This is a genomic window from Rhizobium sp. P1_B8 (assembly GCF_056406515.1).
This window is the reverse complement of the sequence record NZ_JBFTZZ010000009.1, coordinates 39,916-60,862: the sequence shown is the minus strand read 5'-3', so window position 1 is coordinate 60,862 and position 20,947 is coordinate 39,916. Positions and strand designations below refer to the sequence as shown.

Sequence of the window (20,947 nt, the reverse complement as noted above, 5' to 3'; positions counted from 1 at the left end):
CAAGGCGTGAGGAAGAATGTCCGTTCGTCGATTAGCCGAAGATCAATTCCAGCCTGCCGCATTCGCCTTCAGCGATGAGAATGCGGTCTGGGCGGACAAGACGATCCAGAAATACCCCGCCGGCCGCCAGCAATCGGCGGTCATCCCGCTGTTGATGCGGGCGCAGGAGCAGGACGGCTGGGTCACGCGCGCGGCGATCGAAAAGATCGCCGACATGCTCGACATGGCCTATATAAGAGTGCTCGAGGTCGCGACCTTCTATACGCAGTTCCAGCTGCACCCTGTGGGAACGCGCGCCCATGTCCAGGTCTGCGGCACGACGCCCTGCATGCTGCGCGGCTCGGAAGCGCTGATGTCGGTCTGCAAGAGCAAGATCCATGCCCATGCCTTCGAGCGTAACGCCGAAGGAACGTTGTCCTGGGAAGAGGTCGAATGTCTCGGGGCCTGTGTCAACGCCCCGATGGTGATGATCGGCAAGGACACCTATGAGGACCTGACGCCCGAGCGTCTCGAAGAGATCATCGACGTCTTTGCCGCCGGCAATGGCGCCAGCATCAAGCCCGGCACCCAGATCGACCGCGTGTTTTCGGCGCCCGAAGGCGGCCTGACCTCGCTGACGACGGAAGAGCCGAAGGCAAGGACGCGCGCCAAGAAGGCCAATGCCGAAACCGTGTCGGCTCCAGTCGACGCCGCGCCGGTTCCGCCCTCCGAGGCCGCCCGCCCGAAGAGCACCGATGCCGAGACCAATGCTGCCCTGAAGACGCCGGCAACGGCGCCGAAGGCGGCTGCGAAAAACGCCAAGGCTCCCGAGCAGCAGCCGATATCAGGCACTGCGGCCGCCGAACCGGCGCCGAAAGCTGCCGTCAAGGCTGAAGCTGCCCCTGCGGCAAAGCCTGCTCTGACCGACAAGAACCGTCCGGCCGGCATCGAAAAGCCTGCCGCACCGGATGATCTGAAGATGATCTCGGGTGTCGGCCCGAAAATCGAGGCGACGTTGAACGAAATCGGCATCTTCACCTTTGCGCAGGTCGCAGGCTGGAAGAAGGCCGAACGCGAATGGGTCGACGGTTACCTGAACTTCCGCGGCCGCATCGAGCGCGATGACTGGGTCAAGCAGGCCAAGGCGCTCGCCAAGGGCGGGGAAGCGGAATATATCAAGGTCTTCGGCAAGAAGCCGCGGTAAGAGGTGAAGCATGTTACAAGATAAAGACCGCATCTTTACCAATATCTACGGCCTCAAGGACAAATCCCTGAAGGGCGCGATGAGCCGCGGCCACTGGGACGGCACCAAGCAGATCCTCGAAAAGGGCCGCGACTGGATCATCAACGAGATGAAGGCCTCTGGTCTTCGCGGTCGTGGCGGCGCCGGTTTCCCCACAGGTCTCAAATGGTCCTTCATGCCGAAGGAAAGCGACGGCCGCCCACATTACCTCGTCGTCAACGCTGACGAATCGGAGCCCGGCACCTGCAAGGACCGCGATATCATGCGCCACGATCCGCATACGCTGATCGAAGGCTGTGTCATCGCGAGCTTCGCCATGGGTGCCAATGCGGCCTACATCTATGTGCGCGGCGAATATATAAGAGAGCGCGAAGCGCTGCAGGCGGCGATCGACGAATGCTATGATTATGGCCTGCTCGGCAAGAACAACAAGCTCGGCTGGGACATGGACATCTTCGTCCATCACGGCGCCGGCGCCTATATCTGCGGCGAGGAAACCGCGCTGCTCGAAAGCCTCGAAGGCAAGAAGGGCCAGCCGCGCCTGAAGCCGCCGTTCCCGGCCAATATGGGCCTCTACGGCTGCCCGACGACGGTCAACAATGTCGAATCGATCGCTGTTGCGCCGACGATCCTGCGCCGCGGCGCCGGTTGGTTCTCGGCCATCGGCCGCCCGAACAATGTCGGCACCAAGCTGTTCATGCTCTCCGGCCACGTCAACAAGCCGTGCACGGTCGAAGAGGAAATGGGTATCACCTTCCGCGAACTGGTCGACCGCCATGCCGGCGGCATCCGCGGCGGCTGGGACAACCTGCTTGCCGTCATTCCGGGCGGGGCGTCCTGCCCGATCGTTCCGGCCAAGGACATCATCGATTGCCCGATGGATTTCGACGGCCTGCGCGGCGTCGGCTCTTCCTTCGGTACTGCCGCCGCGATCGTCATGGACAAGTCCACCGACGTCATCAAGGCGATCGCCCGTATCTCCGCCTTCTTCAAGCATGAGAGCTGCGGCCAGTGCACGCCCTGCCGCGAAGGCACCGGCTGGATGTGGCGCGTGATGGAACGCATGGCCAAGGGCAATGCCCAGAAGCGCGAAATCGACATGCTGTTCCAGGTGACGAAGCAGATCGAGGGCCATACCATCTGTGCGCTGGGCGATGCAGCCGCATGGCCGGTGCAGGGTCTGATCCGTAACTTCCGTCCCGAGATCGAAAAGCGCATCGACCAGTATACGGCAAGCGCCCTCGATCACGGTGCGGTTCTGGAGGCGGCTGAATAATCATGGCGGACAACGCATCCAAGGTTGGGAAGAAGGAAGAAGTCACCGATTTCGCGGCCGGTTTCGGCCGTCTTGCCGCCGAGATGCTGGAAAATGCACGGGCGATGCCGGTGCATCCGCTGATGGCGCATCCCGCTGCAGCCTTTGCTGCCGCAACGGCGATCGGCTTCGGTTTCTCGACCCAGATGGCGGGCGCCTTCTTCGGCGCCTTCCAGAGCGCCCTGGAAACGACCGGCAAGGTCGCGGCCGCCCTCGATGACACGCCGCCGGACGAACTGAAGCCCGATGTCGATATCCGGCCGGAGAATATTCGCCCGGATGTCAGGGCTTTCACCAAGCCGCCGGCTGAGAAGAAGGCAAGGCCGACCCTGACTGTTGTCAAGCCGGTCAGCGAGCCGACCCCAGCCAGCCACACGAAGCCAGCAAGCCAAGTGAAGACCAGCCAACCAAAGCCGGCTGTGAAGGCAAAACCGGTTGCGCGTGGGAAGTCCGACGATCTGAAGCTGATCGCCGGCATCGGCCCGAAGCTGGAGCAGGTGCTGAATGCCAAGGGCATTCGCAACTTCGCTGAGATCGCCGCCTGGACCGACGAGGAAATCGCCCGGCTCGACGCCGAACTCGGCTTTAATGGCCGCATCGGCCGTGACGACTGGACCGGTCAGGCGAAAATTCTGGCGGGACGGGGCCGCAGGAAGAAATGAACTGTCCGGCCGTGCAATCGGCCGGAAGGATGGGCAGATCGGCGGACGGGCGGGGACCTCAAGCTGCAGATGCCGGTGCGGGTTCCGGGTCTGGAATGCGCGACAGAGAATTTGGGCGACATCAGATGTCGGCAGGACGAAAGATCCGGCTTGGCAATGAGAGTGTTGCAAAAATAGGTTTGTTTGCCGTCATCAGGCAAACGGGAAACAGGACTGAGCGACGATGGCAAAACTGAAGATTGACGGCAACGAGATCGAAGTTCCGGATCATTTCACGCTATTGCAGGCGTGTGAGGATGCCGGTGCCGAGGTTCCGCGCTTCTGCTTCCACGAGCGCCTGTCGGTTGCCGGCAATTGCCGCATGTGCCTCGTCGAGGTAAAGGGCGGACCGCCGAAGCCGCAGGCTTCCTGCGCCATGAGCGTGCGCGATATCCGCGGCGGCCCGAACGGCGAACTGCCTGAGGTCTTCACCAACACGCCGATGGTCAAGAAGGCCCGCGAAGGCGTGATGGAATTCCTGCTGATCAACCATCCGCTGGATTGCCCGATCTGCGACCAGGGCGGCGAATGCGACCTGCAGGACCAGGCGATGGCCTTTGGTATCGACACCTCGCGCTATCAGGAAGACAAGCGCGCCGTCGAGGACAAGTATATCGGCCCGCTCGTCAAGACGGTGATGAACCGCTGCATCCACTGCACGCGCTGCGTACGCTTCACGACCGAGGTTGCCGGCATTTCGGAACTCGGCCTGATCGGCCGCGGCGAGGATGCCGAGATCACCACCTATCTCGAACAAGCGATGACCTCCGAGCTGCAGGGCAACGTCGTCGACCTTTGCCCGGTCGGCGCGCTTACCTCCAAGCCTTTCGCCTTTACCGCGCGCCCGTGGGAATTGAACAAGACCGAATCGATCGACGTGATGGATGCCGTCGGTTCGGCGATCCGCGTCGATACCCGCGGCCGCGAAGTCATGCGCATCCTGCCGCGCGTCAATGAGACGATCAACGAAGAGTGGATCTCCGACAAGAGCCGCTTCATCTGGGACGGCCTGAAGACCCAGCGCCTCGATCGGCCTTATGTTCGCCGCGACGGTCGCCTGCAGCCCGCTACCTGGGCCGAAGCCTTTGGCGCCATCAAGGCCGCCGTCGGCGCCACCTCGGGCGACAAGATCGGCGCGATATCAGGCGACCTCGCTTCCGTCGAGGAGATGTATGCCCTCTCCGAACTGGTGAAGTCGCTGGGGTCGGCCAATCTCGACTGTCGCCAGGATGGGGCGGCACTCGATCCGTCGCTCGGCCGTGCAAGCTACCTCTTCAACCCGACCATTGCGGGCATCGACCAGGCCGATGCGCTGTTGATCATCGGCGCCAATCCGCGCTTCGAGGCCGCCATCCTCAACGCCCGCATCCGCAAGCGCTGGCGCCGCGGCAAGTTCCCGATCGGCGTGATCGGCGAGCCGGGTGAACTGCGCTACAGCTATGATTACCTCGGCGGCGGTCCCGACACGCTGAAGGATCTGGTCGACGGCACCCACGCCTTCGCCGAAGTCCTGAAGAACGCTGCCAAGCCGATGATCATCATCGGCCAGGGCGCGCTGTCGCGCACCGATGGCGCCGGCGTTCTCGCCAGTGCTGCCAAGCTCGCCGGTTCGGTTGGCGCGGTCGTCGAAGGCTGGAACGGCTTTGCCGTCCTCCATACCGCTGCCTCGCGTGTCGGCGGCCTCGATCTCGGCTTCGTGCCGGGCACCAAGGGCGTCAACGCTGCCGAGATGCTGACGGCGATGGACGTGCTCTTCCTGCTCGGTGCCGACGAACTCGACTTCACCGCCAAGAAGGCCAAGCTCACCGTCTATATCGGCTCGCATGGCGACAACGGCGCGCACCATGCCGACGTCATCCTGCCGGCGGCAGCCTATACCGAAAAGTCCGGCACCTGGGTCAATACCGAAGGCCGCGTCCAGATGGGCAACCGCGCAGGTTTTGCGCCGGGTGACGCCCGCGAGGACTGGGCGATCATCCGTGCCCTTTCCGACGTGCTCGGCAAGAAGCTTCCCTTCGATTCGTTGAGTGAATTGCGTGTCCGCCTCTATGCCGCTTTCCCGCATTTCGCCGCCATCGACGAAATCGCCGAAACCGATAGCGCCCAAATTGCCGCAGTTGCGAAAAAAGCCGGCAAGATGAACAAATCCGGGTTTGCGTCGCCGGTGAAAGACTTCTATTTGACGAACCCGATAGCGCGTGCCTCGGCTGTCATGGCGGAGTGCTCGGCATTGGCCCGCAACAACTTCAAAGTCGCGGCAGAGTAAGGGCAGGGGACTATGGATTCTTTCTTTTCGACCTATGTCTGGCCGGCGATCATCATGATCGGTCAGTCGCTGCTGCTTCTCGTCTGCCTGCTCGTCTTCATCGCCTATGTGCTGCTCGCCGACCGCAAGATCTGGGCGGCCGTGCAGCTGCGCCGCGGCCCGAACGTCGTCGGTCCTTTCGGCCTGTTCCAGTCCTTCGCCGACCTTCTGAAGTTCGTCTTCAAGGAGCCGATCATTCCGGCCGGCGCCAACAAGGCGGTGTTCCTGCTTGCCCCGCTGGTGACGGTGCTTCTGGCGCTGTCCACCTGGGCGGTGGTGCCGCTGGCCGACGGATGGGTGATCGCCAACATCAATGTCGGCATCCTCTATATTTTCGCGATCTCCTCGCTCGAGGTTTACGGCATCATCATGGGCGGCTGGGCTTCGAACTCGAAGTATCCGTTCCTCGGCGCGCTGCGCTCGGCGGCACAGATGGTGTCCTATGAAGTCTCGATCGGCTTTGTCATCGTCACCGTGCTTCTCTGCGTCGGCTCGCTGAATCTGACCGATATCGTCAATGCGCAGCATACCGGCCTCGGCACCATGCTCGGCCTGCCGGCGTCGTTCCTCGACTGGCACTGGCTGTCGCTCTTCCCGATGTTCATCATCTTCTTCATTTCGGCACTCGCCGAGACGAACCGTCCGCCCTTCGACCTTCCGGAAGCTGAATCGGAACTCGTTGCCGGCTTCATGGTCGAATACGGCTCCTCGCCCTACATGATGTTCATGCTCGGCGAATATGCGGCCGTCTGCCTGATGTGCGCGCTGACGACAATCCTCTTCCTCGGCGGCTGGCTGCCCCCGGTCGATATCTGGATCCTCAACTGGGTCCCAGGCATCATCTGGTTCACGCTGAAGGCCTGCCTGGTGTTCTTCATGTTCGCGATGGTCAAGGCCTTCGTTCCGCGCTACCGCTACGACCAGCTCATGCGCCTCGGCTGGAAGGTCTTCCTGCCGCTGTCGCTCGCCATGGTCGTCATCGTTGCATTCGTGCTGAAACTGACGGGTTGGGCATGATCATGCCCGCTCTTGTTTCCGGCAAAATTGGAGGTTGAAGATGGCTAGCTTGTCCGGCTCCATCAGCTCGCTGTTTCTCAAGGAATTCGTCGGCGCGTTCTTTCTGTCGATGCGCTATTTCTTCCGCCAGAAGGCGACGATCAACTATCCCTTCGAAAAAGGCCCGGTCTCCCCGCGTTTCCGCGGCGAGCATGCGCTGCGCCGTTATCCGAACGGCGAGGAACGCTGCATCGCCTGCAAGCTCTGCGAGGCGATCTGTCCTGCCCAGGCGATCACCATCGAGGCGGGTCCCCGCCGCAACGACGGCACGCGCCGCACGGTGCGCTACGACATCGACATGGTGAAGTGCATCTATTGCGGCTTCTGCCAGGAAGCCTGCCCGGTCGACGCGATCGTCGAAGGCCCGAATTTCGAATTTGCGACGGAAACCCGCGAAGAGCTCTATTTCGACAAGGCGCGGCTTCTGGATAACGGAGACCGGTGGGAGCGCGAAATCGCTCGCAACATCGCGATCGACTCGCCGTACCGCTGATTGAGATTTCGAAATGCCGTAATGGAGCTTGAGCGCTCCTGTCGCGGTCAATATGCACAGGAGCTTTGCCGGTTAGCGCCAGGGAAAGCTCCATCGGGCAGGGAAACTCCCGGCTGCCCGGGGGAAGATGAAAAAGGCACCAACATGGGTCTGCAGGCTCTATTTTTCTATCTTTTCGCCTTTGTCGCGGTGGCGTCGGCGTTCATGGTCATCTGGGCGAAGAACCCGGTTCACTCGGTTCTGTTCCTGATCCTGGTGTTCTTCAATGCGGCCGGCCTCTTCCTGCTGCTCGGTGCCGAATTCCTGGCGATGATCCTGCTTGTCGTCTATGTCGGCGCCGTCGCCGTGCTCTTCCTCTTCGTGGTGATGATGCTCGATATCGACTTCACCGAACTGAGGGCCGGCGTTCTCGAATATGCGCCGATCGGCGGGCTGATCGGGGTGATCCTCGCAGCCGAACTGATCGTCGTCATCGGTGGCAGTGTCATCTCGCCTGAGATCGCCAAATCAGTCGCCATGCCGATCCCGGCGCTGAGCGAGCGCACCAATACCGCCGCTCTCGGCGACGTGCTCTACACCAACTACGTCTATTTCTTCCAGATCGCCGGTCTGGTGCTGCTGGTCGCCATGATCGGCGCGATCGTGCTGACGCTGCGGCATCGCACCAACATCAAGCGGCAGAATATTCCCAGGCAGGTTGCCCGCACGCCCGCCACCGCCGTCGAGGTGGTTTCGGTCAAGCCCGGGCAGGGCGTCTAAAGGCAGGTCAAGGAACAAAGAACATGGTCATCGGACTTTCCCACTACCTGACGGTCAGCGCCATCCTCTTCACGCTTGGCGTCTTCGGCATCTTCCTGAACCGGAAGAACGTCATCGTCATCCTGATGTCGATCGAACTGATCCTGCTCGCCGTCAACATCAACATGGTCGCCTTCTCCTCCTTCCTGAACGACATCGTCGGGCAGGTCTTCGCGCTGTTCATCCTGACGGTCGCGGCTGCCGAAGCGGCGATCGGTCTTGCAATTCTCGTTGTCTTCTACCGCAACCGCGGCTCGATCGCGGTCGAAGACGTCAATATGATGAAGGGCTGAGTGGCTCATGTTCCTCTATAAGGCTATCGTCTTTCTTCCCTTGATCGGTGCAATCGTCGCCGGCCTTTTTGGCCGCGCGATCGGCGCCAAGGCTTCGGAATATGTCACCAGCGGCCTGATGATCATCGCCGCCATCCTGTCCTGGATCGTCTTCTTCACCGTCGGCATGGGCCATGCCGAAGGTGGCCCGATCAAGGTCGAGGTGCTGCGCTGGATCCAGTCCGGCGGTATCGACGTCTCCTGGTCGCTGCGTGTGGATACGCTGACCTCCGTCATGCTGATCGTCGTCAACACGGTCTCGACGCTGGTGCATGTCTATTCGATCGGCTACATGCATACCGATCCGCATCGCCCGCGCTTCTTCGCCTATCTCTCGCTCTTCACCTTCGCCATGCTGATGTTGGTGACCGCTGACAACCTTGCCCAGATGTTCTTCGGCTGGGAAGGCGTCGGTCTCGCCTCCTATCTGCTGATCGGCTTCTGGTTCAAGAAGCCGTCGGCGACGGCCGCGGCGATGAAAGCCTTCATCGTCAACCGCGTCGGCGACTTCGGCTTCGTGCTCGGCATTGCCGGCGTCTTCGTGCTGTTCGGCTCGATCAACCTCGACACGATCTTCGCCAATGCCTCGAACTTCGCTCCGCATGAAGGCGGCGGCGAAGCGGGCGAGGTGTTCCTCAATCTCTTCGGCATGCAGCTCGACAAGGCGCATGCGCTGACCGGCATCTGCCTGCTGCTCTTCATGGGCGCGATGGGCAAGTCGGCGCAGTTCCTGCTGCACACCTGGCTGCCGGACGCCATGGAAGGCCCGACCCCGGTCTCGGCTCTCATCCATGCCGCCACCATGGTCACTGCCGGCGTCTTCCTCGTCGCCCGCATGTCGCCGCTCTTCGAACTGTCGCCGGATGCGCTGGTTGTCGTCACCGTGATCGGCGCCATCACCGCCTTCTTCGCGGCAACAGTCGCTCTCGTGCAGAACGACATCAAGCGCGTCATCGCCTATTCCACCTGCTCGCAGCTCGGCTACATGTTCGTGGCACTCGGAGCCGGGGCTTATGGCGCAGCGATCTTCCATCTCTTCACGCACGCTTTTTTCAAGGCGCTGCTCTTCCTCTGCGCCGGCTCGGTCATCCATGCTGTCGATGGCGAGCAGGACATGCGCTACATGGGCGGCCTGTGGCCGCATATTAAAGTTACTGCCGTGCTGATGATCATCGGCACGCTGGCGATCACCGGTTTTGGCATTCCCTTCACGCCGATCGGTTTTGCCGGCTTCTTCTCCAAGGACGTGATCATCGAGGCGACCTATGCATCGCATTCGCCGGTCGCCGGCTTTGCCTTCTCGCTGCTGGTCATTGCGGCTCTGTTCACCAGCTTCTATTCCTGGCGCCTGATCTTCATGACCTTCTTCGGCAAGCCACGCGCCTCGCACGAGGTGATGCACCACGTCCACGAGTCGCCGCAGGTCATGCTGGTGCCGCTCTATCTCCTCGCGATCGGCGCTGTGCTTGCTGGCGTGATCTTCGAAGGTCGCTTCTACGGCGAGGAATATGCCGAGTTCTGGAAGGGTGCGCTCTTCACCGGCGCCGAGAACGAACTTGTCGAAGAGTTCCACCATGTTCCGGCGCTCGTGGGCTTGAGCCCGTTCATCGCTATGATCCTCGGCTTTGTCACCGCCTGGTACATGTATATCCGCTCGCCGCAGACGCCGCGCATCCTGGCGCAGCAGCACCGCGTGCTCTACCAGTTCCTGTTGAACAAGTGGTATTTCGACGAGCTCTATGACTTCCTCTTCGTCCGCTCCGCCAAGGCACTCGGCCGCTTCCTGTGGAAGAAAGGTGATGTCGGCGTCATCGACACCTACGGCCCGAACGGCGTCGCCGCCCGCGTCGTCGCCGTCACCGATCGCGTGGTTCGCCTGCAGACCGGTTACCTCTATCACTACGCCTTCGCCATGCTGATCGGCATTGCGGCGCTCGTTACCTGGATGATGCTCGGGAGTTCCTTCTGATGACCGATTGGCCTATTCTTTCAACGGTCACCTTCCTGCCGCTCGTCGGCGTGGTGCTCCTGCTATTGATGAACGGCGAGAGCGAAACCGGCCGGAAGAACGTGCTGTGGATCTCGCTGATCACCACCGTCTTCACCTTCGTCGTTTCGCTCTTCATCTGGACCGGCTTCGACAATGCCAATCCGGGCTTCCAGATGCTCGAAAAGCATGACTGGCTCGGCACCGGCATCGGCTACCACGTCGGCGTCGACGGCATCTCGATGCTGTTCGTCATCCTGTCGACCTTCCTCATGCCCTTCTGCGTGCTGGCGAGCTGGCTCTCGATCGAGAAGCGCCTGAAGGAATATATGATCGCCTTCCTTATCCTCGAAACGATGATGATCGGCGTCTTCGTCTCGCTTGATATCGTGCTCTTCTACGTCTTCTTCGAGGCGGGCCTCATTCCGATGTTCCTGATCATCGGCGTCTGGGGCGGCAAGGACCGCGTCTATGCGAGCTACAAGTTCTTCCTCTATACGCTGCTCGGCTCGGTGCTGATGCTGCTCGCCATCATGGCGATGTACTGGCAGGCCGGCACAACCGATATCACCGCGCTGCTCGCCTACAAGTTCCCGCCGGCGCTGCAAACCTGGTTATGGCTTGCCTTCTTCGCCTCCTTCGCGGTGAAGATGCCGATGTGGCCGGTCCATACCTGGCTTCCGGATGCCCACGTTCAGGCGCCGACAGCAGGCTCGGTGATCCTGGCCGGCGTGCTGCTGAAGCTCGGCGGCTACGGTCTCATCCGCTTCTCGCTCGGCATGTTCCCGGTGGCGTCCGATTACTTCGCGCCGCTCGTCTTCGCCATGTCCGTCATCGCCATCATCTATACCTCTCTGGTGGCGATGATGCAGGACGATATCAAGAAGCTCATCGCCTATTCCTCTGTGGCGCACATGGGCTACGTGACCATGGGCATCTTTGCCGCCAACATCCAGGGCGTCCAGGGCTCGATCTTCCAGATGCTCTCGCACGGCATCGTCTCCGGCGCGCTCTTCCTCTGCGTCGGCGTCGTCTACGACCGTACCCACACCCGCGAGATCAACGCCTATGGCGGCCTCGTCAACAACATGCCGAAATATGCCGTGGCGATGATGGTCTTCACCATGGCCAATGTCGGGCTTCCCGGCACGTCGGGCTTCATCGGTGAATTCCTGACACTGATCGGCGTCTTCCGTGTCAACACCTGGGTGGCGCTCTTTGCCGCCACCGGCGTCATCCTCTCGGCCGCCTACGCGCTCTGGCTTTATCGCCGGGTGATCTTCGGCGCGCTGGAGAAGGAGAAGCTGAAGGCGCTGCTCGATCTTTCCAGACGCGAGCAGCTGATCCTCTACCCGCTGGTCGCGCTGACCATCTTCTTCGGCGTTTACCCGGCTCCGGTCTTCGATGCGACGGCCGCCTCGGTGGATCTGCTGGTCAACAACTACACGGCCGCCGTGCACGCAGCGCAGAATGTTGCGCTGTCTATGAAATGATGACGGGACTTATTGGACATGACCGCTGAAACAATTCTCCTCAGTCTGCATCTTTCCGCGCCGGAGCTCATCCTCGCGGTCGGCGCCCTTGTCCTGTTGATGGTCGGCGTCTTCTCAGGCGAGCGGTCGGGCCTTGTCGTCACCGGCTTGGCCATCGTCCTGCTCCTGGCCTCCGGCCTGTGGCTGCTCTTCGTGCCCGCAGAAGGCCTTGCCTATGGCGGCGTCTACATGGCCGACGGCTTCTCGCGCTTCATGAAGCTGGTGGCGCTCATCGGCTCGCTGGTCGCCGTGTTCATGTCGATCGGCCACGCACGCGAAAATCAACTCGACAAGTTCGAGTTCCCGGTTCTCCTGGTGCTGGCGACCCTCGGCATCCTGCTGATGATCTCGGCCAACGACCTGATCTCGCTCTATCTCGCGCTGGAACTGCAGTCGCTGGCGCTTTATGTCGTCGCCGCGATCAACCGCGACAGCCTGAAGTCGACCGAAGCCGGCCTGAAATACTTCGTCCTCGGCGCGCTTTCCTCCGGCATGCTGCTCTACGGCATGTCGCTGGTCTATGGCTTCACCGGCCACACCCACTTCTCCGAGATCGCCCAGGCGCTGTCCGTCGAGGGTGCGCGCTCGCTCGGCCTCATCTTCGGCCTGGTCTTCATCCTCGCCGGCATCGCCTTCAAGATCTCGGCCGTTCCCTTCCACATGTGGACGCCGGACGTTTATGAAGGCGCGCCGACGCCGGTCACCGCCTTCCTTGCCGCAGCACCCAAGGTCGCCGCCATGGCGATGATGACCCGCATCGTCATCACCGCCTTCCACCCGGTTCTGGCGGACTGGCAGCAGGTCGTCGTCTTCATCTCGATCGCCTCGATGCTGCTCGGCTCGTTTGCGGCGATCGGCCAGAAGAACATCAAGCGGCTGATGGCCTATTCCTCGATCGGTCATATGGGTTATGCGCTGGTCGGCCTTGCCGCCGGCAACCAGACCGGCGTCACCGGCGTTATGCTTTATATGGTCATCTACATGGTCATGACGCTCGGCAGCTTTGCGATCATCATGTCGATGCGCCGCAAGGACGGCACCGTCGTCGAGGAGGTCAACGATCTCGCCGGCCTCTCCACAACGAACCCGTTCATGGCCGTGGTGCTGACGGCGCTGATGTTCTCGCTCGCCGGCATCCCGCCGCTCGCCGGCTTCTTCGCGAAGTACTTCGTCTTCGTTGCCGCCATCGAGGCCAAGCTCTATGCGCTCGCCATCATCGGCGTTCTCGCCTCGGTCGTCGGGGCTTACTACTATCTGCGTGTCATCAAGCTGATGTGGTTCGATGAGGCGACCGGCGAATTCGCCCGTGTCTCCGGAACGCTGCGTCTGGTCTTCGGTCTCTCCGGTCTCTTCGTCACCGCCTATGTCCTCATCGGCGGCCCGATCGGTGGCGCGGCAGAGCTTGCCGCTGCGACGCTCTTTTGATGGCTTCCGACAGACGGCGCCGGATATCGCTCGGCGATTTCAGGCACGAGGCTCTGTCGGAAACATCGTCTACCAACAGCGAATGCCTCGCCCGGGCTCGGGCGGGCGATGGCGGCAATCTCTGGGTGACCGCCGAGAGGCAGACGGGCGGSCGCGGCCCCCGCGGCAGGCTCTGGGTTTCCGAACGCGGCAATCTCTACGCTTCTCTTCTTCTGATCGACCCGGCCCCGATGGAGCGCCTGGGCTCTCTGCCGCTGGCGATCGCCGTTGCGGTGCATCAGGCGATCCGCCGGGTGCTGCCGCCGGGTGCCGAACCGCTCGAGGTCAAATGGCCGAACGATATCCTCATCGGTCGAAAGAAGACCTGCGGCATTCTCGTCGAAGGTGAGGGGCTGCCGGACGGACGTTACGCGCTGATCGTCGGCATTGGGATCAATATCTCTGTGATGCCGGACAATCCGCTTTACCCGGTCACCTGCCTGCGTCAGCAGGGAAGCGCGGCTTCGCCGGAGGAACTCTTCGCGCATCTCTTCGCCGCCACGGCGGAAGTGCTTGAAATATGGGACCAGGGCCGCGGCATCGGCGAGATCACGGCGCTCTGGCGCGCGATCGCCTGCGGCATCGGCGAAAAGATTACGGTGAATTTGCCGGACAGATCGATTTCCGGACAATTCGCGGGAATTGATGATAATGGCTTGTTGATGCTCGATACCGGCGCTGGCAGGATAATGCCCATTGCTGCCGGTGATGTGTTTTTTGGATAGCGGAACAAACGAAAATTATGGCGAAACAGGACGAACTGGTATTCCTGCCTCTGGGCGGCGTTGGCGAGATAGGCATGAATCTCGCTCTCTATGGCTACGGCCCGCCCGAGCATCGCCAGTGGATCATGGTCGATTGTGGCGTCACTTTTCCGGGGCCCGACCTGCCGGGTGTCGACCTCGTTTTGCCCGATATCCGCTTCCTCGCCAGCGAACGAAAGAACCTCAAGGCGATCATCATCACCCATGCGCATGAAGACCATTATGGTGCGCTCGCCGACCTCTGGCCCGGCCTCAACGTGCCGGTCTATGCCTCTGGCTTTACATCAGGCCTGCTCGAAGCCAAGCGCAATTTCGAGAAGGCGACGATCGGCGAAGTGCCGGTGACGCCGTTCAAGGCAGGCGATACGATCAATGTCGGCCCCTTCAGCATCGAAGGTGTGGCCGTCAACCATTCGATCCCCGAGCCGATGTCGCTGATGATCCGCACGCCGGTCGGCAATGTCATCCATACCGGCGACTGGAAGATCGACCACGAGCCTTCGCTCGGCCCCCTGACCGATGAGACACGTTTCCGCCAGCTCGGCGACGAGGGCGTGCTGGCGCTGATGTGCGATTCCACCAATGCGCTGCGCGACGGTGTTTCGCCCTCCGAGAAGGATGTGTCCGAAAGCCTGCGTAAGATCATCGAGAATGCCGAGGGCCGGGTGGCGATCACCACCTTCTCGTCGAATGTCGGGCGCATCCGTACCGTTGCCGAGGCTGCCGAGGCGGCAGGCCGTGAAGTGCTGCTGCTCGGCAGTTCGCTGAAGCGCGTCGTCAACGTCGCCCAGGACATCGGCCTGATGGAAGGCGTGAAGCCCTTCATCTCCGAGGACGAATACGGCTATATCCCGCGCGACAAGGTCGTCGTCATCCTGACCGGCAGCCAGGGCGAGGCGCGGGCAGCACTTGCCAAGCTCTCCCGCGACGAGATGCGCAATGTGGCGTTTGCGGCAGGCGATATCGTCGTCTTTTCCTCGCGCGCCATTCCCGGCAACGAGAAGGCGATCCAGGACATCAAGAACGGCCTCGTCGAGCAAGGTGTGCACATCATCACCGATACCGAGGCGCTGGTCCACGTTTCAGGCCATCCGCGCCGCAACGAGTTGCAGAGGATGTACGAATGGACGCGGCCGAAGATCGTCGTGCCGGTGCACGGCGAGGCGACGCATCTGACGGCGCACAAGGAACTTGCCGAGCAATCCGGCATCGCCGTGGTGCCGCGCGTGCGCAACGGCGATATCCTGCGGCTGGCGCCCGGTCCCGTCGAGGTGATCGGCGAGGCGCCGCATGGCCGCATTTATAAGGACGGCACGCTGATCGGCGATTTCGACGAGATGGGTATCGGCGAGCGCAAGAAGCTCTCCTATGTCGGCCATGTCGCTGTTAACGTCGTGCTCGACGCCCGCTATGACATCGTCGGCGATCCCGATCTCGTTTCGATCGGCCTGCCGGTCTATGACGACGAGGGCGAGGAGATGGAGGACACCCTCTTCGACGCCGCGATCAGCGCCATCGAGAGCATTCCGCGCGCCCGTCGCAAGGATATCGATATGCTGCAGGAGGCCGTGCGCCGCGCCATTCGCTCTGCTGCGAACCAGGCCTGGGGCAAGAAGCCCGTCGTCACCGCCTTCGTCACCAGGGTCTGACCATGCTCGGCCGGGTCAACCATATCGCCATCGCCGTGCCCGACCTGGCCGCGGCGACGGCGGCCTATCGCGATAGGCTGGGTGCTGCCGTATCGCAGCCGCAGGCTCTGCCGGAGCATGGCGTCACCGTCGTTTTTGTCGAATTGCCGAACACCAAGGTCGAATTGCTGCAGCCGCTCGGCGATACTTCGCCGATCGCAGCCTTCCTCGAAAAGAACCCATCCGGCGGCATGCACCACATCTGCTACGAGGTGGACGATATTCTTCTCGCCCGTGACCGACTGGTAGAGGCGGGTGCCAGGGTGCTCGGCGACGGCCAGCCGAAAACCGGCGCGCATGGCAAGCCGGTGCTCTTTCTGCATCCCAAGGATTTCTCCGGCACGCTGATCGAACTCGAACAGGCCTGAGCCTGCGGCAGAGTGATAGCCCTGCTGCGGCAGAGTGACCAGAAGGCGGTTAAACGCTTCGCCTGCTTTGAGTTGGTCGCCATTCCGCCGTATAAGGACGCGATATCAGCGCGGCATCAACGGGAACCATAATGCTCCAGATCTTTCTTCAGGGATTTGCCGTCTACTTCATCATCTGGTGGATGACGCTTTTTGCCGTCCTGCCGATCGGCCTGCGCACCCAAGCGGACGACAACGACGTCGTGCTCGGCACCGTTCCGAGCGCGCCCACGCGGTTTCGCGCTGCTTTCGTGTTTTCACTGACGACGTTGATTTCGGCTCTGATCTACGGCCTCTGGTATGTCTGCGACACCTATTTCGGCTGGGGCTTCGATGCCCTGCCGCAACTCGGCCCCAGCTTCTATTGAGCCGTGGCTTTTGCTCAAACTTTGAGCATATGCAAGCTTAATGAAAGCGAACTTCGTCATACCAGCGTCATGCTGTTGCGGCAAAGAGCTCGCGTAACGGAATGAGGATCATCCCGTTACGGAAGTCGGCGGGATTTTTGGATGGGGCGAGGCCGAAATGCCAAAAAAAAACAAGGCTAAAAGCCTTGTTTTAAGTATCGCGTGATCTGTAACCGTTGCCGGGGCTGCGACGAGCGCGCCTAAGATCTGATCCTCCCAAGACTTGACCGCGAATTCGGCAAGAATTTAACTCCCTGCCTGTTTTGTGAGCTAAAACTAGCTCAAACATTGGGCTTTGTCATCAGCTTTTTTTGCATTTTTGCTACACTCTAGCAAAATTTTTCTGTTGACAAGATTTTCGTTCAAGTCCTTATAAACACGCGCTTTTTCACGCCCTTCCATTTTGCGGGTGCGAACATGCGCTTCCGGGAGGTTGCCGACATCCGTTGCGGGTTTCCTTCCTGCCGCGAAGCGGCTATGAACGCTCCCACATCAACACTTGCCTTCGATTCCGCCTGCCGCGGGATCTCAACTGCTCCGGAATCCGCCATGCGTCTGTCCCGCTATTTCATGCCCATCCTCAAGGAAAACCCCAAGGAGGCGGAAATCGTCTCCCACCGGCTGATGCTGCGCGCCGGCATGATCCGCCAGCAGTCGCAGGGCATCTATTCCTGGCTGCCGCTTGGCAAACGCGTGTTGGACAAGGTCAACGCCATTATCCGCGAGGAGCAGAACCGCGCCGGCGCCATCGAGCTTTCGATGCCGACCCTGCAATCGGCCGAGCTCTGGCAGGAAAGCGGCCGCTATGACGCCTACGGCAAGGAGATGCTGCGCATCAAGGACCGTCAGGATCGGCCGATGCTCTACGGCCCCACCAACGAAGAGATGGTGACGGATATTTTCCGCTCCTCCATCAAGTCCTACAAGGACCTGCCGCTTAATCTCTATCATATCCAGCTGAAGTTCCGTGACGAGATCCGTCCGCGCTTCGGCACCATGCGCTCGCGCGAATTCATGATGAAGGATGCCTATTCCTTCGATCTGACGCCCGAAGGGGCGGAGCATTCCTATAACAAGATGTTCGCCGCCTATCTCAGAACCTTCGACCGGCTCGGCCTGCGCGCCATACCGATGCGCGCCGACACCGGCCCGATCGGCGGCAAGCTCAGCCATGAATTCATCATCCTCGCCGACACGGGCGAATCCGAGGTCTTCTGCCATAAGGATTTCGTCGATTTCGATATTCCTGGTGAACATACCGATTTCGACAGTGTCGAGGGTTTGCAGGCGATCTTCGACAAGTGGACCTCGCTCTATGCGGCGACCTCGGAAATGCACGACGAGGCGGCCTTCAACGCCGTTCCCGAAGGCGACCGCCTGTCGGCACGCGGCATCGAGGTCGGCCATATCTTCTATTTCGGCACGAAATATTCCGAGCCGATGGGCGCGAAAGTGCAGGGACCTGATGGCAAGGAACACTTCGTTCACATGGGTTCCTACGGCATCGGCCCGACACGCCTTGTTCCCGCCATCATCGAAGCATCGCATGATGATAACGGAATCATCTGGCCGGCATCGGTCGCGCCCTTCGATATCGTTGTGATCAACATGAAGGCGGGCGATCAGGCCTGCGACGATACCTGCGAGCTGATCTATGCCGCGCTGACCAAGGCCGGCAAGGATGTGCTCTACGACGATACCGACGACCGGGCCGGCACCAAATTCGCGACTGCCGACTTGATCGGTGTGCCTGTCCAGATCATCGCCGGCCCGCGCGCGGTCGCAAACGGCGAAGTTGAGGTGAAAGACCGCAAGACCGGCGCCCGCGAAACGATGACCATCGAAGCGGCGATCAATCGGTTTGTGGCTTAGGAAACGGAGGCGAAATGGCAGAGGCAGCAGTGGACCGGAGTTCAAAATCCGGCTTGGGTCCGGCTGGCAAGCCATTTTCCACCTTTGAACGCCTCGTGGCGTGGCGTTATCTGCGCGCCCGCCGCAAGGAGGCCTTCATTTCAGTCATCGCCGGCTTCTCCTTCGTCGGCATTATGCTGGGTGTTGCGACGCTGATCATCGTCATGGCCGTGATGAACGGCTTCCGCACCGAACTCGTCTCGCGTATTCTCGGCATCAACGGCCACATGATCGTCCAGCCGGTCGACGGCCCCTTCACCGATTATCCTGTCCTCAGCGGCAAGCTCGCCGCCGTACCCGGCATCAAGATGGCGCTACCCCTGGTGGAAGGCCAGGTGCTCGCCTCCGCCCAGGCCGGCGGTAGCACCGGCGCGCTGGTGCGCGGCGCCCGCGCCGAGGACCTGACCAAGCTCAAGACGATCTCCGACAACATCAAATCAGGCGACATGGTGGGTTATGCCTCCGGCGAAGGCGTGCTGATCGGCACCCGCATGGCCGACCAGCTCGGTCTGCGCGTCGGCGACCTCATCACGCTGACCTCGCCGGAAGGCGACATCACGCCGATGGGCGTCAATCCGCGCATCAAGTCCTACAAGATCTCCGGGCTCTTCGAGATCGGCATGTCGGAATATGACTCCTCGATCATCTTCATGCCGCTCGAGGAAGCGCAGCTCTTTTTCAATGCCGAGGGACTGGTGCAGTCGATCGAGCTCTTCGTCGACAACCCCGACGATATCGACAATCTAAAGCCCAAGGTGGAGGAGGCAGCCGGCCGCCAGATCGCCATCACCGACTGGCGCCAGCGCAACCAGACCTTCTTCTCGGCGCTGCAGGTCGAGCGCAACGTCATGTTCATGATCCTGACGCTGATCGTGCTCGTGGCGGCGCTGAACATCATCTCCGGCCTCATCATGCTGGTGAAGGACAAGGGCAGCGATATCGCCATCCTGCGCACCATGGGCGCCAGCGCCGGTGCGATCATGCGCATCTTCTTCATGACCGGGGCGGCGATCGGCATTGTCGGTACCATTGCCGGCGTTCTGCTCGGCGTCCTCGTCTGCGTCAACATCGAATCCATCCGCCAGTTCTTCTCCTGGATCTCAGGCACCGTGCTCTTCAATCCGCAGGTCTATTTCCTCAGCCAGCTGCCGGCCGAGATGGATCTCAGCGAAACGATCTCGATCGTCGTCATGGCGCTGACGCTCTCCTTCATCGCGACCATTTTCCCGGCCTGGCGTGCCTCCAGGCTCGATCCGGTGCAGGCCCTGCGCTACGAATAAGGAATGCCGCCTTCATGAATCGCAACGTCGTTCTCAAGCTTACCGGCGTCGAGCGCCAATACGGGCAGGGCCATACGCTGCTCCCGATCCTGAAGGGCGCGGATTTTTCGATGTCGAAGGGCGAGATCGTCGCTCTTGTCGCGCCCTCCGGCACCGGCAAATCGACGCTGCTGCATATCGCCGGCCTGCTGGAGCATCCGGACGGCGGTGAGGTTAACATCAACGGCCATGCCTGTGACGGCCTGAGCGACGAGAAACGCACTGCGATCCGCCGCAGTGAAATCGGCTTCGTCTACCAGTTCCATCACCTGCTGCCGGAATTCTCGGCGCTTGAAAATATCATGATGCCGCAACTGATCGCCGGGCTGTCCTGGAAGGAAGCCGGAGAGCGGGCCGGCCAGCTTCTCGATTATATGCGCATCGGCCATCGTGGCTCGCATCGCCCGGGCGAGCTTTCCGGCGGCGAGCAGCAGCGCGTTGCGATTGCCCGTGCCGTCGCCAATGCGCCGACTCTTCTTCTTGCCGACGAGCCGACCGGCAATCTCGATCCCGAAACGGCAAGCTACGTCTTCGATGCGCTGGAAGCGTTGGTGCGCCAGTCCGGCCTTGCTGCCCTCATCGCCACCCATAATCACGAGCTCGCCCGCCGCATGGATCGCCGCGTGACGATCTCCGACGGCAAGATCGTCGATTTCTGATGCATGTCGCCCAAAAGCCTGCAGTGGTTTTGCGAGATTGACGCGATGCGCTTTAAGGCTGCGATCAGGGCACGATCAGCCCGCCGCGATAGTCGAGCGCATAGGCCTTCTGGCCGTCGACCATGATGCATTCGTGGCCGCTGAACCGCTCGCAGCCGCCTTCGCTGCGGTCGATATAGCGGCCGAACGGATGGTCGAATTCCATTCCGCCAAGAAACCGGCCCTCTCGATACATCGCTGAAAGTGCTGTCTTGATTACCGTCCCGGCTGCTGTGCCGTCGATGAGCTTCGGCGCAATGACGCAGCCAAAATAATTCATCGCCCAGATGGGCTCGTCGGCAAGCCGCACCACCTCCTGTCCGGCGAAATCGGTGCCGCCGAAATAGCTGTCGAGATAGCGCCAGTCGCCGCGTTCGTAACCGATATCGTGGGAGCTCGCCCGGCAGGGTACGCGCGCCACGCCGCCGCCGACATAGGTCGCAGCCTTCGCCTCCACGACGAATTCGTTCAGCATCGGAATATCGAACATCTCATTCTCCTCTTCTCGGCTGGATGCTGGCAAATATGCTGCGATGTGTAAAGAACAA

19 protein-coding genes are annotated in these 20,947 nt (G+C 61.2%); 18 read left to right on the top strand and 1 reads right to left on the bottom strand.

Annotation, left to right across the window (positions count from 1 at the left end; all coding sequences use genetic code 11):
- Positions 1-16 precede the first annotated feature (16 nt).
- From AC1D2N_RS13315 to AC1D2N_RS13230, 18 genes are all read left to right on the top strand, one after another.
- The gene (locus tag AC1D2N_RS13315; protein ID WP_130652187.1) at positions 17-1,183 is read left to right on the top strand and encodes an NADH-quinone oxidoreductase subunit E; all 1,167 of its coding nucleotides are present in this window, start codon (positions 17-19) and stop codon (positions 1,181-1,183) included.
- 10 nt (positions 1,184-1,193) lie between these two features.
- A complete protein-coding gene (nuoF, locus tag AC1D2N_RS13310; RefSeq protein WP_003547378.1) occupies positions 1,194-2,498 on the top strand; it encodes an NADH-quinone oxidoreductase subunit NuoF in 1,305 nt (434 codons plus the stop codon).
- Positions 2,499-2,500: 2 nt separating this feature from the next.
- On the top strand, positions 2,501-3,199 hold the full coding sequence (locus tag AC1D2N_RS13305; protein WP_130652188.1) for a 5' DNA nuclease: 699 nt from the start codon (positions 2,501-2,503) through the stop codon (positions 3,197-3,199).
- 223 nt (positions 3,200-3,422) lie between these two features.
- A complete protein-coding gene (gene nuoG, locus AC1D2N_RS13300; RefSeq protein ID WP_028733664.1) occupies positions 3,423-5,504 on the top strand; it encodes an NADH-quinone oxidoreductase subunit NuoG in 2,082 nt (693 codons plus the stop codon).
- Between the two features lie 12 nt (positions 5,505-5,516).
- The gene (gene nuoH, locus AC1D2N_RS13295) at positions 5,517-6,560 is read left to right on the top strand and encodes an NADH-quinone oxidoreductase subunit NuoH (protein ID WP_018241596.1); all 1,044 of its coding nucleotides are present in this window, start codon (positions 5,517-5,519) and stop codon (positions 6,558-6,560) included.
- Between the two features lie 40 nt (positions 6,561-6,600).
- Positions 6,601-7,092, top strand: a complete 492-nt coding sequence (nuoI, locus tag AC1D2N_RS13290; protein WP_003547385.1) for an NADH-quinone oxidoreductase subunit NuoI — start codon at positions 6,601-6,603, stop codon at positions 7,090-7,092.
- Positions 7,093-7,236: 144 nt separating this feature from the next.
- Complete coding sequence (locus tag AC1D2N_RS13285; protein ID WP_003547387.1) at positions 7,237-7,851, top strand: NADH-quinone oxidoreductase subunit J; 615 nt, start codon at positions 7,237-7,239, stop codon at positions 7,849-7,851.
- A gap of 23 nt (positions 7,852-7,874) precedes the next feature.
- Positions 7,875-8,183, top strand: a complete 309-nt coding sequence (nuoK, locus tag AC1D2N_RS13280) for an NADH-quinone oxidoreductase subunit NuoK (protein ID WP_003547388.1) — start codon at positions 7,875-7,877, stop codon at positions 8,181-8,183.
- 7 nt (positions 8,184-8,190) lie between these two features.
- The gene (gene nuoL / locus AC1D2N_RS13275; RefSeq protein WP_028733666.1) at positions 8,191-10,191 is read left to right on the top strand and encodes an NADH-quinone oxidoreductase subunit L; all 2,001 of its coding nucleotides are present in this window, start codon (positions 8,191-8,193) and stop codon (positions 10,189-10,191) included.
- Positions 10,191-11,702, top strand: a complete 1,512-nt coding sequence (locus tag AC1D2N_RS13270) for an NADH-quinone oxidoreductase subunit M (RefSeq protein ID WP_130652189.1) — start codon at positions 10,191-10,193, stop codon at positions 11,700-11,702. The genes nuoL and AC1D2N_RS13270 overlap by 1 nt, the downstream gene beginning before the upstream one ends.
- An 18-nt stretch (positions 11,703-11,720) precedes the next feature.
- Entirely contained in the window at positions 11,721-13,166 is a 1,446-nt protein-coding gene (gene nuoN / locus AC1D2N_RS13265; RefSeq protein ID WP_115156956.1) for an NADH-quinone oxidoreductase subunit NuoN, read from the top strand.
- Positions 13,166-13,930, top strand: coding sequence for a biotin--[acetyl-CoA-carboxylase] ligase (locus AC1D2N_RS13260; protein WP_477981410.1), 765 nt, complete (start codon positions 13,166-13,168; stop codon positions 13,928-13,930). The genes nuoN and AC1D2N_RS13260 overlap by 1 nt, the downstream gene beginning before the upstream one ends.
- A gap of 17 nt (positions 13,931-13,947) precedes the next feature.
- Complete coding sequence (locus tag AC1D2N_RS13255) at positions 13,948-15,618, top strand: ribonuclease J (protein WP_018241601.1); 1,671 nt, start codon at positions 13,948-13,950, stop codon at positions 15,616-15,618.
- Positions 15,619-15,620: 2 nt separating this feature from the next.
- Complete coding sequence (gene mce / locus AC1D2N_RS13250; protein WP_130652190.1) at positions 15,621-16,025, top strand: methylmalonyl-CoA epimerase; 405 nt, start codon at positions 15,621-15,623, stop codon at positions 16,023-16,025.
- A 131-nt stretch (positions 16,026-16,156) separates the two neighbouring features.
- A complete protein-coding gene (locus tag AC1D2N_RS13245; RefSeq protein ID WP_018241603.1) occupies positions 16,157-16,432 on the top strand; it encodes a DUF1467 family protein in 276 nt (91 codons plus the stop codon).
- 588 nt (positions 16,433-17,020) lie between these two features.
- Positions 17,021-18,343, top strand: a complete 1,323-nt coding sequence (gene proS / locus AC1D2N_RS13240) for a proline--tRNA ligase (RefSeq protein WP_130652191.1) — start codon at positions 17,021-17,023, stop codon at positions 18,341-18,343.
- A 14-nt stretch (positions 18,344-18,357) separates the two neighbouring features.
- Positions 18,358-19,662 (top strand): lipoprotein-releasing ABC transporter permease subunit, encoded by a 1,305-nt coding sequence (locus AC1D2N_RS13235; protein WP_130652192.1) that lies wholly within the window; start codon positions 18,358-18,360, stop codon positions 19,660-19,662.
- Between the two features lie 14 nt (positions 19,663-19,676).
- Positions 19,677-20,360, top strand: a complete 684-nt coding sequence (locus tag AC1D2N_RS13230) for an ABC transporter ATP-binding protein (RefSeq protein WP_018241607.1) — start codon at positions 19,677-19,679, stop codon at positions 20,358-20,360.
- Between the two features lie 64 nt (positions 20,361-20,424).
- On the opposite strand, the gene AC1D2N_RS13225 is transcribed toward AC1D2N_RS13230, so the two are convergent.
- On the bottom strand, positions 20,425-20,889 hold the full coding sequence (locus AC1D2N_RS13225; protein ID WP_477981406.1) for a DUF5680 domain-containing protein: 465 nt from the start codon (positions 20,887-20,889) through the stop codon (positions 20,425-20,427).
- Between the last annotated feature and the right edge of the window lie 58 nt (positions 20,890-20,947).

What these genes read in the sequence shown, in the direction of transcription:
- AC1D2N_RS13315 (WP_130652187.1), top strand. Translation starts at nt 17, where the DNA reads ATGTCCGTTCGTCGATTAGCCGAAGATCAATTCCAGCCTGCCGCATTC.
- nuoF (WP_003547378.1), top strand. Translation starts at nt 1,194, where the DNA reads ATGTTACAAGATAAAGACCGCATCTTTACCAATATCTACGGCCTCAAG.
- AC1D2N_RS13305 (WP_130652188.1), top strand. Translation starts at nt 2,501, where the DNA reads ATGGCGGACAACGCATCCAAGGTTGGGAAGAAGGAAGAAGTCACCGAT.
- nuoG (WP_028733664.1), top strand. Translation starts at nt 3,423, where the DNA reads ATGGCAAAACTGAAGATTGACGGCAACGAGATCGAAGTTCCGGATCAT.
- nuoH (WP_018241596.1), top strand. Translation starts at nt 5,517, where the DNA reads ATGGATTCTTTCTTTTCGACCTATGTCTGGCCGGCGATCATCATGATC.
- nuoI (WP_003547385.1), top strand. Translation starts at nt 6,601, where the DNA reads ATGGCTAGCTTGTCCGGCTCCATCAGCTCGCTGTTTCTCAAGGAATTC.
- AC1D2N_RS13285 (WP_003547387.1), top strand. Translation starts at nt 7,237, where the DNA reads ATGGGTCTGCAGGCTCTATTTTTCTATCTTTTCGCCTTTGTCGCGGTG.
- nuoK (WP_003547388.1), top strand. Translation starts at nt 7,875, where the DNA reads ATGGTCATCGGACTTTCCCACTACCTGACGGTCAGCGCCATCCTCTTC.
- nuoL (WP_028733666.1), top strand. Translation starts at nt 8,191, where the DNA reads ATGTTCCTCTATAAGGCTATCGTCTTTCTTCCCTTGATCGGTGCAATC.
- AC1D2N_RS13270 (WP_130652189.1), top strand. Translation starts at nt 10,191, where the DNA reads ATGACCGATTGGCCTATTCTTTCAACGGTCACCTTCCTGCCGCTCGTC.
- nuoN (WP_115156956.1), top strand. Translation starts at nt 11,721, where the DNA reads ATGACCGCTGAAACAATTCTCCTCAGTCTGCATCTTTCCGCGCCGGAG.
- AC1D2N_RS13255 (WP_018241601.1), top strand. Translation starts at nt 13,948, where the DNA reads ATGGCGAAACAGGACGAACTGGTATTCCTGCCTCTGGGCGGCGTTGGC.
- mce (WP_130652190.1), top strand. Translation starts at nt 15,621, where the DNA reads ATGCTCGGCCGGGTCAACCATATCGCCATCGCCGTGCCCGACCTGGCC.
- AC1D2N_RS13245 (WP_018241603.1), top strand. Translation starts at nt 16,157, where the DNA reads ATGCTCCAGATCTTTCTTCAGGGATTTGCCGTCTACTTCATCATCTGG.
- proS (WP_130652191.1), top strand. Translation starts at nt 17,021, where the DNA reads ATGCGTCTGTCCCGCTATTTCATGCCCATCCTCAAGGAAAACCCCAAG.
- AC1D2N_RS13235 (WP_130652192.1), top strand. Translation starts at nt 18,358, where the DNA reads ATGGCAGAGGCAGCAGTGGACCGGAGTTCAAAATCCGGCTTGGGTCCG.
- AC1D2N_RS13230 (WP_018241607.1), top strand. Translation starts at nt 19,677, where the DNA reads ATGAATCGCAACGTCGTTCTCAAGCTTACCGGCGTCGAGCGCCAATAC.
- AC1D2N_RS13225 (WP_477981406.1), bottom strand. Translation starts at nt 20,889, where the DNA reads ATGTTCGATATTCCGATGCTGAACGAATTCGTCGTGGAGGCGAAGGCT.